General features: G+C 72.0%; 12 protein-coding genes. 2 read left to right on the top strand and 10 right to left on the bottom strand.

Features of this window, described 5'->3' with window-relative positions; genetic code table 11:
- Positions 1-320: 320 nt before the first annotated feature.
- Entirely contained in the window at positions 321-1,328 is a 1,008-nt protein-coding gene (locus ACFV9J_RS31390) for a stage II sporulation protein M (protein ID WP_385359764.1), read from the bottom strand.
- A 126-nt stretch (positions 1,329-1,454) separates the two neighbouring features.
- Between ACFV9J_RS31390 and ACFV9J_RS31385 the strand changes: the two genes are divergently transcribed.
- Entirely contained in the window at positions 1,455-2,429 is a 975-nt protein-coding gene (locus tag ACFV9J_RS31385) for an RDD family protein (protein ID WP_385359763.1), read from the top strand.
- 20 nt (positions 2,430-2,449) lie between these two features.
- Here the strand turns inward: ACFV9J_RS31385 and ACFV9J_RS31380 are convergent, their stop codons facing one another.
- The 9 genes from ACFV9J_RS31380 to ACFV9J_RS31340 form a co-directional block, all read right to left on the bottom strand.
- Positions 2,450-3,064, bottom strand: coding sequence for a hypothetical protein (locus ACFV9J_RS31380; RefSeq protein ID WP_385359761.1), 615 nt, complete (start codon positions 3,062-3,064; stop codon positions 2,450-2,452).
- 110 nt (positions 3,065-3,174) lie between these two features.
- Positions 3,175-4,632, bottom strand: a complete 1,458-nt coding sequence (ahcY, locus tag ACFV9J_RS31375) for an adenosylhomocysteinase (RefSeq protein WP_385359758.1) — start codon at positions 4,630-4,632, stop codon at positions 3,175-3,177.
- 280 nt (positions 4,633-4,912) lie between these two features.
- Positions 4,913-5,893: a cation diffusion facilitator family transporter gene (locus ACFV9J_RS31370; RefSeq protein ID WP_385359756.1), complete on the bottom strand. Its 981-nt coding sequence runs from the start codon at positions 5,891-5,893 to the stop codon at positions 4,913-4,915.
- Between the two features lie 136 nt (positions 5,894-6,029).
- Positions 6,030-7,181, bottom strand: a complete 1,152-nt coding sequence (gene manA / locus ACFV9J_RS31365; RefSeq protein WP_385359754.1) for a mannose-6-phosphate isomerase, class I — start codon at positions 7,179-7,181, stop codon at positions 6,030-6,032.
- 50 nt (positions 7,182-7,231) lie between these two features.
- On the bottom strand, positions 7,232-8,359 hold the full coding sequence (locus ACFV9J_RS31360; RefSeq protein ID WP_385359753.1) for an SIS domain-containing protein: 1,128 nt from the start codon (positions 8,357-8,359) through the stop codon (positions 7,232-7,234).
- An 87-nt stretch (positions 8,360-8,446) separates the two neighbouring features.
- A complete protein-coding gene (locus ACFV9J_RS31355; protein ID WP_007450268.1) occupies positions 8,447-8,617 on the bottom strand; it encodes a Trm112 family protein in 171 nt (56 codons plus the stop codon).
- A 178-nt stretch (positions 8,618-8,795) separates the two neighbouring features.
- Complete coding sequence (locus ACFV9J_RS31350; protein WP_385359751.1) at positions 8,796-10,160, bottom strand: phosphomannomutase/phosphoglucomutase; 1,365 nt, start codon at positions 10,158-10,160, stop codon at positions 8,796-8,798.
- Positions 10,161-10,249: 89 nt separating this feature from the next.
- Positions 10,250-11,866, bottom strand: a complete 1,617-nt coding sequence (locus ACFV9J_RS31345) for an L-lactate permease (RefSeq protein ID WP_385359750.1) — start codon at positions 11,864-11,866, stop codon at positions 10,250-10,252.
- Positions 11,867-12,015: 149 nt separating this feature from the next.
- Positions 12,016-12,438, bottom strand: coding sequence for a DUF3499 domain-containing protein (locus ACFV9J_RS31340; protein ID WP_109034535.1), 423 nt, complete (start codon positions 12,436-12,438; stop codon positions 12,016-12,018).
- A 294-nt stretch (positions 12,439-12,732) separates the two neighbouring features.
- Here ACFV9J_RS31340 and ACFV9J_RS31335 point away from each other — a divergent pair, with 294 nt between their 5' ends.
- Positions 12,733-13,185 (top strand): metallopeptidase family protein, encoded by a 453-nt coding sequence (locus tag ACFV9J_RS31335; RefSeq protein WP_385359772.1) that lies wholly within the window; start codon positions 12,733-12,735, stop codon positions 13,183-13,185.
- Positions 13,186-13,286 lie beyond the last annotated feature (101 nt).

The following is a 13,286-nucleotide window of genomic DNA, read 5'->3' as shown; positions in this document are numbered from 1 at the left end:
CTTGCGTTTCCGACTCTATCAGATCTTTCCGATCCGATTTCCTCGGTGCTTTCCAGGTTCCCGCTTTCGCGTTTCCCTTTCCGGCGGTTCCGACTTTATCAGAACTTTCGAGCCGGTCTTACCGGCCTTCGTTTCCGATTCATCGGGAGAGTGCTTCGTCGAATTCGTTGATTCGGAGAAGCTGGTAGATGTTCTCTGTCGCCCTCTGGGGTGACCCCGTCTCCAGGCAACTGTTCGAATCTACCTCCCCGCTCGCTCCGTGTCAACGGCTCTTGCGGGAACGAAGAGGACACTAGCAGCTCGCCAGGGGTGGATGCACATCAGGCGGCCGTTGGCACCGTGGCGCTGCGTTCGGCGGGCTCGACGTCACCCGTGTCGCCGCCGCGCACGGCACGGCCGCCCAGAACGTAGACGTAGGCCAGGAAGGCCAGCTCGGCGACGATGCCGATGGTGATGCGAGCCCAGGTGGGCAGGCCGGACGGGGTGACGAAACCTTCGATGGCGCCGGACACGAAGAGGACGAGGGCCAGGCCGACCGCCATGCCGATGGCGGCCCGGCCCTCCTCGGCGAGGGCGATGCGCCGCGTACGAGGACCCGGGTCGATCAGGGTCCAGCCCAGGCGCAGACCGGTGCCCGCGGCGACGAACACCGCCGTCAGTTCGAGCAGCCCGTGCGGGAGGACCAGGCCGAGGAAGGTGTCGAGGCGGCCGGCCGACGACATCAGACCGAAGCCGACACCGAGGTTGAGCATGTTCTGGAAGAGGATCCAGATGACGGGCAGCCCCAGGAAGACGCCCAGGATGAGGCAGAGCGCGGCGGCCCAGGCGTTGTTCGTCCACACCTGTGCTGCGAACGAGGCCGCCGGGTTGCTCGAGTAGTACGTCTCGTACTGACCGCCGGGGCGGGTGAGCTCGCGCAGTTCGCTCGGGGCGGCGATGGTGGACTGCACCTCCGGGTGGGTGCCGATCCACCAGCCCAGGAGGGCCGCGACGGCGGTCGACAGGAGGGCGGTGGGGACCCACCAGTGGCGGGCGCGGTAGACGGCCGCCGGGAACTGCTGGGTCAGGAACCGTGTGACGTCGCGCCAGGAGGCACGTCGGGTACCTGTCACGACACTGCGCGCGCGGGCCACCAGTTGGCTGAGACGTCCGGTCAGCTGGGGATCGGGCGCGCTGGACTGGATCAGGGACAGGTGGGTGGCCGTGCGCTGGTAGAGGGCGACGAGTTCGTCCGTCTCCGGACCGGTCAGCCGGCGTCGGCGCCGGAGAAGGGCGTCCAGGCGGTCCCACTCCGCGCGGTGGGCGGAGACGAAGACGTCGAGGTCCATCGGTGTGCCTGCTCCTCGGCTATCGTCGGCGGCTCGTCGTGGATCAGCTTGTCGTACTGCGGCGCGGTGCGTCCTCAGCTTGGCAGACTGGCGGGGACGGGGGCAGCCAGGGGAAGGACGGCGGGCGTGAGCGAGCTGGTGACGGGCGAGGCCGTGGCGCTGGAGCTGCGCCCCGCGAGGCTGCCCAGCAGGGCGCTGGCCGTCCTGCTCGATCTGGCGGTGGCCGTGGCCGTCTACGTGGCGGTGACCGTCGCACTGATGGTGGCCACCGCGTCCTTGGACGTGGCGGCGCAGACCGCGCTGTCGATCGCGACCTTCGTCCTGGTACTGGTGGGCGGGCCGATCGCCGTCGAGACGCTGAGCCACGGGCGGTCGCTCGGGAAGATGGCGTGCGGGCTGCGGGTGGTGCGGGACGACGGCGGGCCGATCCGGTTCCGGCACTCGTTGGTGCGGGGCTTGATCGGGGTGGTCGAGATCCTCATGACGCTGGGCGTCATCGCTTGTGTCGCCTCGCTGGTGTCGGCGCGGGGACGGCGGCTCGGCGACGTGTTCGCCGGCACCCTCGTCGTGCGGGAGAGGGTGCCGTTCTCGTCGGCGGGCTTCATGCCGCCGCCTCCGCCCTGGCTGGCGGGGCGGTTCTCGGGGCTCGACCTGTCCGCGGTGCCCGACGATCTGTGGCTTGCCGTCCGTCAGTACCTGGCGCGGATGGGGCAGCTGGATCAGCGGGTCGGCTGGGCCATGGCGGAGCGGCTCGCCGCGGACGTGGCGGCGCGTACGGGGGCTCCGGTGCCGCGGGAGGTGCCGCCGCCCGCGTATCTGGCGGCGGTGCTGCAGGAGCGGCAGGCCCGCGAGGCCCGGCGGGCGTTCGGCGGCGCTTCGGCGCAGGAGAGGGCTGCCGGGTCGGTGCCGGCGGCTTCCGCGCCGTCCGCCCGGCCGGCTGGACCGACAGCCCCGCCACCTGGACCGACAGCCCCGCCACCTGTGCCGACCGCTCCGCCGACTGCCCCGCCGCCCGCGCCGTCATCTGGTGGCGGCCCCGAGGTGCCGCGGGACGTGCCGTCGGACCGCCGCCCAGGAACCGGGTTCGTGCCGCCGGCGTAGGCAGGTCCGCCCGGGGCCGCTCACGGGAACACGGACGGTGGTGTCTCCAGGTCCTCCAGCTCGATCCCGGGGGCCGCGAGCACGACGTCGCCGGCGATGTGCACGGCGTGCTGCTCGCCCGTGTCCAGGGCTGTGACCTGGTATTCGTCCACGGTGAGGGGGCCGTTGTCAGTGGCGTGTGCTTCTCTTTTCAGCAAGGCCCAGGACTGGTCCACGGTGCGGGGGGCGAGGACCGGATCGGTGAGGGCGACGAGGCGTAGGCGAGTGGCTGATTCCGAGGGGGTGAGGCGCAGGAGGCGGGTGACGGCGACGAGGAAGGCCGGGGAGGTGCCGGTGAAGGCGTGGGCGCGCGCATTGCCTTCGGTGGCGTGGATTCCGGTGGGGTCGGTCCGGACCCAGGTGACGCCGTCGATGGCGGCACCGCGGACCTGCCAGTCGGCGGCGTGGAGTTCGAGGCGGATGGGGCGGCCGAGTTCGTCGAGGGCGAGGTCGACCGAGCCCTGGTGGTCCCCGGTGGGCGTGGTCAGCCGGGAGACGTAGCGCCAGCCGGAGGGGCCTGGGGCGCATTGGAAGTGTTCTTCTGCGAGAGGGGTGTGGTCGTGCGGATCGTGGAGCGAATAGCGGCCGCGGGGCATGGGTGTCCTGGGTGGTGACGGGCTGGTCCGGCCGCTGATGCGGCCGCGGCGCCAATGGGGCAGGCCCCCGGCACGGGGGTGCGGGGGCCTGCCTCGGAGGAACCGGTGACTCAGTAGCGGTAGTGGTCCGCCTTGTAGGGGCCCTCGACCTTGACGCCGATGTAGTCGGCCTGCTCCGGGCGGAGCGTGGTCAGCTTGACGCCGAGGGAGTCGAGGTGGAGCCGGGCGACCTTCTCGTCCAGGTGCTTGGGCAGCACGTAGACGTCGGTCGGGTACTCGTCGGGCTTGGTGAACAGCTCGATCTGGGCCAGGGTCTGGTCCGCGAAGGAGTTGGACATCACGAACGACGGGTGGCCAGTGGCGTTGCCCAGGTTCAGCAGGCGGCCCTCGGAGAGGACGATGAGCACCTTGCCGTCGGGGTAGGTCCAGGTGTGGACCTGCGGCTTGACCTCGTCCTTGACGATGCCGGGGGTCTGGGCGAGGCCGGCCATGTCGATCTCGTTGTCGAAGTGGCCGATGTTGCCGACGATGGCCTGGTGCTTCATCTTGGCCATGTCCTTGGCCATGATGATGTCCTTGTTGCCGGTCGTGGTGACGAAGATGTCGGCCTTGTCGACGACCTCGTCCAGCGTGGTGACCTGGAAGCCGTCCATCGCCGCCTGCAGGGCGCAGATCGGGTCGATCTCGGTGATGATCACCCGGGCGCCCTGGCCGCGCAGGGACTCCGCGCAGCCCTTGCCGACGTCGCCGTAGCCGCAGATGACGGCGGTCTTGCCGCCGATCAGGACGTCGGTGGCGCGGTTGATGCCATCGACCAGGGAGTGGCGGCAGCCGTACTTGTTGTCGAACTTCGACTTGGTGACCGCGTCGTTGACGTTGATCGCCGGGAACAGCAGGGTGCCGTCGCGGTGCATCTCGTACAGGCGGTGGACGCCGGTCGTGGTCTCCTCGGTGACACCGCGGATCTCGGACGCCAGCTGGGTCCACTTCTGCGGGCTCTCGCCGACCGTGCGGGTGAGGAGTTCGAGGATGACGCGGTGCTCGTCGGACTCGGCGGTGTCGACCGAGGGGACCTTGCCGTCCTTCTCGTACTCGACGCCCTTGTGGACGAGGAGGGTGGCGTCACCGCCGTCGTCCAGGATCATGTTCGGGCCGCCGGTGGGGGTGTTCGGCCAGGTCAGGGCCTGCTCCGTGCACCACCAGTACTCCTGAAGGGTCTCGCCCTTCCAGGCGAAGACCGGGACGCCCTGCGGGTTGTCGGGCGTGCCGTTCGGGCCGACGGCGATGGCGGCCGCGGCGTGGTCCTGGGTGGAGAAGATGTTGCAGGAGGCCCAGCGGACCTCGGCGCCGAGGGCGACGAGGGTCTCGATGAGCACGGCGGTCTGCACGGTCATGTGCAGGGAGCCGGTGACGCGGGCGCCGGCGAGCGGCTGGGCCTCGGCGTACTCCTTGCGGATCGCCATGAGGCCCGGCATCTCGTGCTCGGCGAGGGTGATCTCCTTGCGGCCGAACGCGGCCAGGGAGAGGTCGGCGACCTTGAAGTCCTGTCGGTTGTCGACAGTCGTCATTGCGGGCTGCTCCTCGGGTTGGGTCGAGGTGGGTACGGCTGACCTGCGCGGCGGCGGACACAGGGGTGCCCAGAAGAGGACACAGGCATGCCCGCGTACGCGCAGCGCAGTCCGTCGGAGGCCCTCTCTCCCTCGGCCGGTCCGTCCTGGACCGCCCGACCGCCATCAGCAGCGACGTCTGGCTCCGTCCCAAGCTACACCGCGGGCGCCCGCCGTCCCCAGTCCGCCTCCGAACACTTCCGGACGTTCACGAAGGGTGACGACGGGTGAGGGGCGTCGGTCAGTGGGCGGCGGGTGGAGCGGTCGGGCCGCCGGGGGTCGCCTCGGGGTCGGGGCCCTTGGCGGCCTCGGACTCGCTGTAGATGTCCGGTTCCAGGTAGATGACGCGGGCGATCGGGACCGCCTCGCGGATACGGGACTCGGCGGCGTCGATCGCGGAGGCGATCTCGGTGGCCGTCCCGTCGTGCCGGACGGCGATCTTGGCGGCGACGAGCAGTTCCTCGGGGCCGAGGTGGAGGGTGCGCATGTGGATGATGCCGGTGACGGTGTCGCCGGCGACGACCGCGGCCTCGATCTGCTGGACCGCCTCGACGCCGGCGGCCTCGCCGAGCAGCAGGGACTTGGTCTCGGCGGCGAGGACCAGCGCGATCAGGATGAGCAGGATGCCGATGCACAGGGTGCCGATGCCGTCCCAGACGCCGTCGCCGGTGAGCAGGGCGAGGCCGACGCCGCCGAGGGCGAGGATCAGGCCGACCAGGGCGCCGAGGTCCTCCAGGAGGACGACGGGCAGCTCCGGGGCCTTGGCGTGGCGGATGAACTCCTTCCAGGACTTCTTGCCGCGCAGCGGGTTGGACTCCCTGATGGCGGTCCGGAAGGAGAAGCTCTCGGCGATGATCGCGAAGACCAGGACGCCCACCGGCCAGTACCAGTGCTCCAGTTCGTGCGGGTGCTTGATCTTCTCGTAGCCCTCGTAGAGGGCGAACATGCCGCCGACGGAGAAGAGCACGATGGAGACGAGGAAGGCGTAGATGTAGCGCTCGCGGCCGAAGCCGAAGGGGTGTTGCGGGGTGGCCTCGCGCTGGGCGCGCTTGCCGCCCAGGAGCAGCAGGCCCTGGTTGCCGGAGTCGGCGAGGGAGTGCACGGACTCGGCGAGCATCGACGACGATCCGCTGAAGAGGAACGCCACGAATTTCGCCACCGCGATCGAGAGGTTGGCGAGCAGTGCCGCCACGATCGCCTTGGTACCGCCTGACGCGCTCATGTGTCGCGTTGTCCCTTCGCCTTCAACTGTGGCCGGCTTTGCCCCGCCTTTGCGCTGCGCCATTGTTGCAGCCCGTGCGGGCCCCGACGTGCCGGATGCCCCGTCGTACGCCCGGCAGACCCGATTCAGACCCGGGTCAGACGCGCACGGTGGCCCGGAAGAGCGTGCCGGTTCCGGACACTTCGGCCTTTTCGTGCGCCGGGACGAAGACGGAGCGGCCGGGGGCCAGTTCGTGTTCACCCGCCCGTACGGTGCCCGCCGTGCAGAGCAGGATCTGCGGGGTGGGCAGGGTGAGGTCGTGGGCGCCGGTGCCGTCGGGCAGGACGTAGCGGCTCAGGCGGAACTCGTCGATCGGGGTGTCGTAGGCCTCTTCGCCGTCGGGGGACGCCTCCGGGCGCAGGATGCCGGGGTCGCCCGCCTCGAAGCGGACGATGCGCAGGAGTTCGGGGACGTCGACGTGCTTGGGGGTGAGGCCGCAGCGCAGGACGTTGTCGGAGTTGGCCATGATCTCGACGCCGAGGCCGTTGAGGTAGGCGTGGGGGATGCCGGCGCCGAGGTAGAGGGCCTCGCCGGGCTGGAGCCGGACGTGGTTGAGCAGCATCGCGGCGAGGACGCCGGGGTCGCCCGGGTAGTGGTGGGCGATGTCGGCGTACGGCCGGTAGGCGCCGCCGAGGCGGTCGCAGGCGGCCGCGGTCTCGGTGACGGTGTGGGACATGTCCTCGGGGTCGGCGGTGAGGATCGCGGTGAGGACCTCCCGCAGGGCGGCGTCCTCGGGCTGGGCGCGCAGCAGGTCGACGTACGGCTTGAGGGAGGCGACGCCGAGTCCGTCGAGCAGGTCGGCCGTCTCGGCCGGGGGGCGGAAGCCGCACAGGCCGTCGAATTCGGTGAGGGCGCAGACCAGTTCGGGCTTGTGGTTGGCGTCCTTGTAGTTGCGGTGCGGCGCGTCCAGGGGGACGCCGCGGCGCTCCTCGTCCTCGTAACCGGCCCTGGCCTGGGCGAGGTCGGGGTGGACCTGGAGGGAGAGCGGGGCGCCGGCGGCGAGGAGCTTGAGGAGGAAGGGCAGCCGGGGGCCGAACCTGGCCACGGAGGCGGTGCCCAGTTCCTTCTCGGGGTCGGCGTCGACGACCTCGGCGAGGGTGCCCCGGCCGGTGCGGGAGGGGGCGCCGGGGTGGGCGCCCATCCACATCTCCGCCTGCGGTTCGCCGGTCGGCTCGGTCCCGAGCAGGGTCGGGATCGCGGTGGTGGAACCCCAGGCGTAGGGGCGGACGGTGTTGTCGAGGCGGTCCATGGGCTCTCTCTGCCGGTGCGTGCGGGTGCGTGGGCGATGGTGCGCCGGGGTCAGGCTCCCGAGGCGAGCGCCAGGTAAACGGCGGCGAAATCCGTGATGGCGATCAGTTCGGCGAGGGTCTCGAGTTCGCCGCCCTCTTCCGGTTCCAGTTCGCTGATCGGCGTGTCGTGGCCGAGGGCCAGGTCACGGGCGTTGGGAGCGGCGGTGAGGCCGCCGCTGGGGCGGTCGCGCAGGAGGACCACGCGCGCGTGCAGGGCCGGCGGTTCCTCGACGCGGTCGCGGAAGAAGTCGTCGGGGTCGGCGCCGGCGGCGAGCCGGCCGGAGAGCAGTGCGTTGTGCGCGGCGAGCGCCTCAGGCAGGTCGGCGACGACCGCGGGGGTGCCGGCCAGTTCGGCGAGGGCGGCCGCGAAGCGGCGGCCCGCGGGTCCGGCGGAGATCCCCTCGGTCCAGACGACGGGGAGGGACTCGGCCAGTTCGGACGCCAGGGTCTTGGCGGGGTTGCTGTAGGTCACGATGGCGGGCCCGCAGCGTTCGGCGATCCGGTCGAGGCGGTCGGCGACCTTGTCGATGGCCTCGGGCGGCGCCTCAAGGAGGCCGGTGCGGTCCAGCAGGGCGAGGAGCGGCGTGAGCAGCGCCCACAGCACGCCGGGGGCGGCACCGGCGAGGGGCTCGTCATGGTCGTAGGGGGCGGTCGCCATCGGGATGAACAGGCCGCGGGAGGCGCTCACCGCGTCGTTGAGCGGGGAGCGGGCGGGGGCGACGGCGACGACCGTGCAGCCCCGGCGGTAGGCCTGTTCGGCGAGGAGGGACAGGCCCGGCTCGGCGCCGTCGGGGGTGGCGATCAGCAGGAGGTCCACGGAACCGGCCCAGCCGGGCAGTTCCCAGCGCAGGGCGCCCGCGGCGGGGGCCACGCCGGTGGGGGCGAGGCGGGTGACGGGGCTGCCTGCCCCTGCGAGGGTGCCGAGGAGGTCGGCGGCGTGGGTGGCGGCGGCGCCGGGCCCTGCGATCAGTACGGCGCGGGGGCGGCCGTCCGGCTTGAGGTTGCCGACGCCTGCCTCGGCGGCGTGCCGGGCGGCGGTGCGGACGCGGGCACCGGCCTCGGCGGCGCCGCGGAGCAGGCCGCGGCGGTCGGCCTCGGTGAGGCGCTCCGGGGCGTCGAGGAGCGATTCGTCGAGCATGGCGGCAGGTCTCCGATCGCCGGGGCGTTCGTTCGGATGCGCGGGTGCGCGGGGTCGTCGCCGGGTTGCCGGTCGCCTGGCCGGCGGTTACTCGGGGCGGCGGGCCTCGTCGACGAGGAGTACGGGGATGCCGTCGCGCACCGGGTATGCCAGGCCGCAGTCCTGGCCGGTGCAGATCAGCTCCGCGTCCTGCTCCTTGAGGGGGGCGTGGCAGGCGGGGCAGGCGAGGATCTCCAGGAGGCCGGCTTCGAGCGGCATGGGGGTTCCCTTCGGGGGCGGTGGGGCTTGTGTGGATGTGCTGGTCAGGGTACCGCCGGTGGGCACCTGGTGTAGGGGCTCCGCCCCTACCACCCCGCCAGGGGGCGCCGCCCCCTGGACCCCCGGCCCATGGCCACCCACCACCCGACTCAGTGGGCCGAATGGCCGAGCCGGCCGCTCACGCCCGGATGATGGCCAGTGCCTCGTCGCGCACCTTCGTCATCGTTGCCTCGTCGCGGGCCTCCGCGTTGAGGCGGAGCAGTGGCTCGGTGTTGGAGGGGCGGACGTTGAACCACCAGTCGGGCGCCTGGACGGTGAGGCCGTCGAGGTCGTCCACGGTGACGTCGTCGCGGCCCTCGTAGGCGGCCCGGATCGCGGCGAGGCGGCCCTGCTGGTCGTCGACGGTGGAGTTGATCTCGCCGGAGCCGGTGTAGCGGTCGTAGGCGGCGACCAGAGCGGACAGCGGGCGGTCCTGCTCGCCGAGGGCGGCGAGGACGTGGAGGGCGGCCAGCATGCCGGTGTCGGCGTTCCAGAAGTCCCGGAAGTAGTAGTGCGCGGAGTGCTCGCCGCCGAAGATGGCGCCGGTCCTGGCCATCTCGGCCTTGATGAAGGAATGGCCCACGCGCGTGCGTTCCGGGGTGCCGCCGTTCTCCCGTACGACCTCCGGGACGGACCAGGAGGTGATCAGGTTGTGGATGACCGTGCCCTCGCCGCCGTTGCGGGCCAGCTCGCGGGCGGCCACGAGGGCGGTGACGGCGGACGGGGAGACCGGCTCGCCGTCCTGGTCGACGACGAAGCAGCGGTCGGCGTCGCCGTCGAAGGCGAGGCCGAGGTCGGCGCCCTCCTCGCGGACGCGCCGCTGGAGGTCGACGAGGTTGGCGGGGTCGAGGGGGTTGGCCTCGTGGTTGGGGAAGGTGCCGTCCAGTTCGAAGTACATCGGCACCAGGTCGAGGGGCAGGCCGGCGAAGACCGTGGGGACGGTGTGGCCGCCCATGCCGTTGCCCGCGTCGACGACGACCTTGAGGGGGCGGATGCCGGTGAGGTCGACCAGGGAGCGCAGGTGGGCCGCGTAGTCGGCGAGGGTGTCGCGCCGGGTGACCGTGCCGGGGCGGGCGGCCGGCTCCGGGGCGCCCACCTCGCTCCAGCGTTCCACCAGGGCGCGGATCTCGGCGAGGCCGGTGTCCTGGCCGACCGGGGCGGCGCCCGCGCGGCACAGCTTGATGCCGTTGTACTGGGCGGGGTTGTGCGAGGCCGTGAACATGGCGCCCGGCAGGCCGAGCGCGCCGGAGGCGTAGTACAGCTGGTCGGTGGAGCACAGGCCGATCCCGGTCACGTCGGCGCCGCGGGCCGCCGCCCCGCGCGCGAAGGCGCCGGACAGGCCCGGGGACGAGGGCCGCATGTCGTGGCCGACCACGATGGCGCCCGCGCCGGTCAGCTCGACGAAGGCCGCGCCGAACAGCTCGGCCAGCGACTCGTCCCACTGGTCCGGGACGACACCGCGCACGTCGTACGCCTTCACGATCTGCGACAGATCAGCAACCACGGCCAACCTTCCTGAAAGTCCTGTCGGAGCCCACAAACTACCCGTAGGGACCGACGGGCCGCCCGGAAGGTTCCCGAGGTTCCCGGAGGTCAGGGCAGCATCCAGCCCAGGACCGCCGTGGACTGCCCGACCACGATCAGGCACATGACCAGGAGCAGGCCGAGGCTCCACGGCAGCACCTTGCGCAGCAGGTCGCCCTCGCGGCCCGCGAGTCCCACGGCGGCGCAGGCGATGGTGAGGTTCTGCGGGGAGATCATCTTGCCCAGGACGCCGCCGGAGCTGTTGGCGGCGGCCAGCAGTTCGGGCGAGAGGCCGGACTCCCGCGCGGCGGTCACCTGGAGGGCGCCGAAGAGCGCGTTGGCGGAGGTGTCGGAGCCGGAGACGGCGACGCCGAACCAGCCGAGGACCGGGGAGAGGAAGGCGAGTCCGGCACCGGCCGCGGCGACGAAGTGGCCGATGGTGGCGGCCTGCCCGGAGAGGTTCATGACGTAGGCGAGGGCGAGGACCGAGGTGACGGTGAGGATCGCGAACCGCAGTTCGTGCACGGTCGCGAGCCACTCCTTGACCGCCACGCGCGCGTGCACGCCGAGGACGACGGCCGTGGCCAGCCCGGCGAGGAGCACGAGCGTGCCGCCGGTGGAGACGATCGGCCAGGAGAACACGTTGCCGCCGACCGGCTTGCCCTCGGGGTCCATCACGTCCAGGAACGGCCAGTCGTAGGACTGCGTGGCCTTGGCCAGCCAGTCCTTGACCGCCGGGATCTGCGCCACGGAGAACACGGCGACGATCAGCGCGTACGGCGCGTACGCCCGCACGACCTCGCGGGCGGGGTCGCGCTCGTCCAGTTCCTCGCTGCGCGCGCCGGTCAGTACGGACGCCCGTACGGGCTCTGCGGCGGGCCGGCGGGAGTGCGGTACGGCGACCAGGGCGCCGGCGCCGATCAGGGCGGCGGCGATGTCGGCGAGTTGGGCGGAGACGTAGTTGGAGGCGACGAACTGGGCGACGGCGAAGGCGACTCCGCAGGCCAGGGCGGGGATCCAGGTCTCGCGCAGTCCGCGCCGCCCGTCCACCAGGGCGACCAGGAGCAGCGGTACGACGAGGGCCAGCAGGGGCGTCTGGCGGCCCACCACGGAGGCGACGTCGTCCAGGGGCAGCCCGGTGACCTGGGCCAGCGTCACCACCGGGGTGCCCATCGCGCCGAAGGCGACCGGTGCGGTGTTGGCGACCAGCGAGACCACGGCGGCGCGTACGGGGTCGAAGCCGAGGGCGACGAGCATGACCGAGCAGATCGCGACGGGCGCCCCGAACCCGGCGAGGGCCTCCAGGAGGGCGCCGAAGCAGAAGGCGACGACGAGGGCCTGGATGCGGGGGTCGTCGGACAGCCGGCCGAAGGAGCGGCGCAGGATGTCGAAGTGCCGGGTGCGGACGGTCATCCGGTAGACCCACAGGGCGTTCACGACGATCCACAGGATGGGGAAGAGGCCGAAAACCGCTCCCTGGGCGGCGCTGGAGGCCGTCTGGTCGAGCGGCATGCCGTAGGCGAGCCAGGCGACCAGTACGGCGGCCAGGAGGCCGATGAGGCCCGCCAGGTGCGCCTTCATGCGGACGCCGCCCAGCAGCACCAGGACGATCACCAGTGGCAGGGCCGCCACCAGGGCGGACAGGCCGAGCGAACCGGCGACGGGTTCCAGTTCCTGCACGTACACTGACGCCTCCCCGGATTCCGCCATGCGAAAGCGATTTCTCGCGACTTCCGGAATGGTCGTGTCCGCGACAACGAGGCGTCAATGGGTGTGCAGCAACGGATGTGACCGAGGCCACCGCGAGTGAAAGGTGCGGGTCCCTCGAACGGGGCTCAGTTGTCCGGCGAGCGCAGCACCCGCAGGTGGCCGCGGCGCGCGACCTCCATCGGGTCGGCCGTGCGGGCGCCACCGCCGGCCTCGGCCGCCCGTTCCTGGGGCCGGGCCGCCTCGCGCACCGCGTTCGCAAGCGCTTCGAGGTCGTCGCCGCTGGGGCGGGCCGGGGCGGAACCGTCGAGCAGGCGGACGACCTCCCAGCCGCGCGGGGCGGTGAGGCGTTCGGAGTGCTCGGCGCACAGGTCGTAGCAGTGGGGTTCGGCGTAGGTGGCGAGGGGGCCGAGGACCGCGGTCGAGTCGGCGTAGACGTACGTCAGCGTCGCGACGGCGGGACGGCCGCAGGCGGTGCGCGAACAGCGACGTACAGGGCTCACGATGTTGGACGGTACCGCACTCTTGAGCGGGCCGCGACGACTCCCCACCGGGTCACACCCCCGTGTCGTGGCGTGAAACGTGCTACGGGCCCTTCCGAACAGGCCCCTTTGACCTGCGCGGTCGCCGGTCCCGGGGGCCGGGCGCGGCCCGGGAAGCGGTCATGACTCGATACAAACAACGACATTTGCCTTGAGTTCCCCGGTCGCGGAGAGATATGGAATCGAGCCCAACCTTGGCTGAAATGGTCATCCGGCGACAAGCGGAGCGGTCCGCCGCCACGCCGTCCGCGGTGCGCGTGCGGTCGGGCACCCGGCCTCGGCGAGGACTACCCTTCACCAGTGATGGACAACCCCGTGACGCCCCGTGATGCCGGCCGCCCAGGACCCCGCCGTCGTGATCGCCACGGTCGGGGCATGCGCGGCCCGGTCGCACCCCCGCAGGTGCCGCTCGCGGCGAGCCGTGGCGAGGTGTTCGCGGACCTGGTGCAGGACTCCGTGGAGCGCCTGGAACGGCGCTGGCCGCAGCTCGCCGACATCGACTTCCTCGTCCTCGACGTGCCGCGTCCGGCCGAGGCCGGGGAGGCCTGGAACGACGAGACGGTCCCGCTCGGGGGCATGGTGCCCTCGCGGGACGGGCGGCGGGGGCGGGTGGTCGTCTACCGGCGACCGGTGGAGATCCGGACCAAGGGCCGGGACGAGCGGGCGCTGCTGGTGCACGAGGTCGTCGTCGAGCAGGTCGCGGAGCTGCTGGGGCTGACGCCGGAGACGGTGGATCCGCGGTACGGGGAGGACTGAGCGGCGGAGGGCCCGGGCCCACCCCCGCCGCGACATCTGCCGCACCCACAGGTCATAGTCCGCCGTCGGCACCCAGACCCGGCCCCGGTCTCTTATAAACA

Origin of the sequence: Streptomyces sp. NPDC059906, assembly GCF_042730645.1 — a bacterium.
Taxonomy (GTDB): domain Bacteria; phylum Actinomycetota; class Actinomycetes; order Streptomycetales; family Streptomycetaceae; genus Streptomyces; species Streptomyces rubrogriseus.
Note: the sequence above shows the minus strand (reverse complement) of the source record. Positions and strands in the feature narration are given on the sequence as shown.

Excerpts from the sequence above, each read along its gene's own strand:
- ACFV9J_RS31390 (WP_385359764.1), bottom strand. The coding sequence starts at position 1,328 with ATGGACCTCGACGTCTTCGTCTCCGCCCACCGCGCGGAGTGGGACCGC.
- ACFV9J_RS31380 (WP_385359761.1), bottom strand. The coding sequence starts at position 3,064 with ATGCCCCGCGGCCGCTATTCGCTCCACGATCCGCACGACCACACCCCT.
- ahcY (WP_385359758.1), bottom strand. The coding sequence starts at position 4,632 with ATGACGACTGTCGACAACCGACAGGACTTCAAGGTCGCCGACCTCTCC.
- ACFV9J_RS31355 (WP_007450268.1), bottom strand. The coding sequence starts at position 8,617 with ATGCCGCTCGAAGCCGGCCTCCTGGAGATCCTCGCCTGCCCCGCCTGC.
- manA (WP_385359754.1), bottom strand. The coding sequence starts at position 7,181 with ATGGACCGCCTCGACAACACCGTCCGCCCCTACGCCTGGGGTTCCACC.
- ACFV9J_RS31370 (WP_385359756.1), bottom strand. The coding sequence starts at position 5,893 with ATGAGCGCGTCAGGCGGTACCAAGGCGATCGTGGCGGCACTGCTCGCC.
- ACFV9J_RS31360 (WP_385359753.1), bottom strand. The coding sequence starts at position 8,359 with ATGCTCGACGAATCGCTCCTCGACGCCCCGGAGCGCCTCACCGAGGCC.
- ACFV9J_RS31335 (WP_385359772.1), top strand. The coding sequence starts at position 12,733 with ATGGACAACCCCGTGACGCCCCGTGATGCCGGCCGCCCAGGACCCCGC.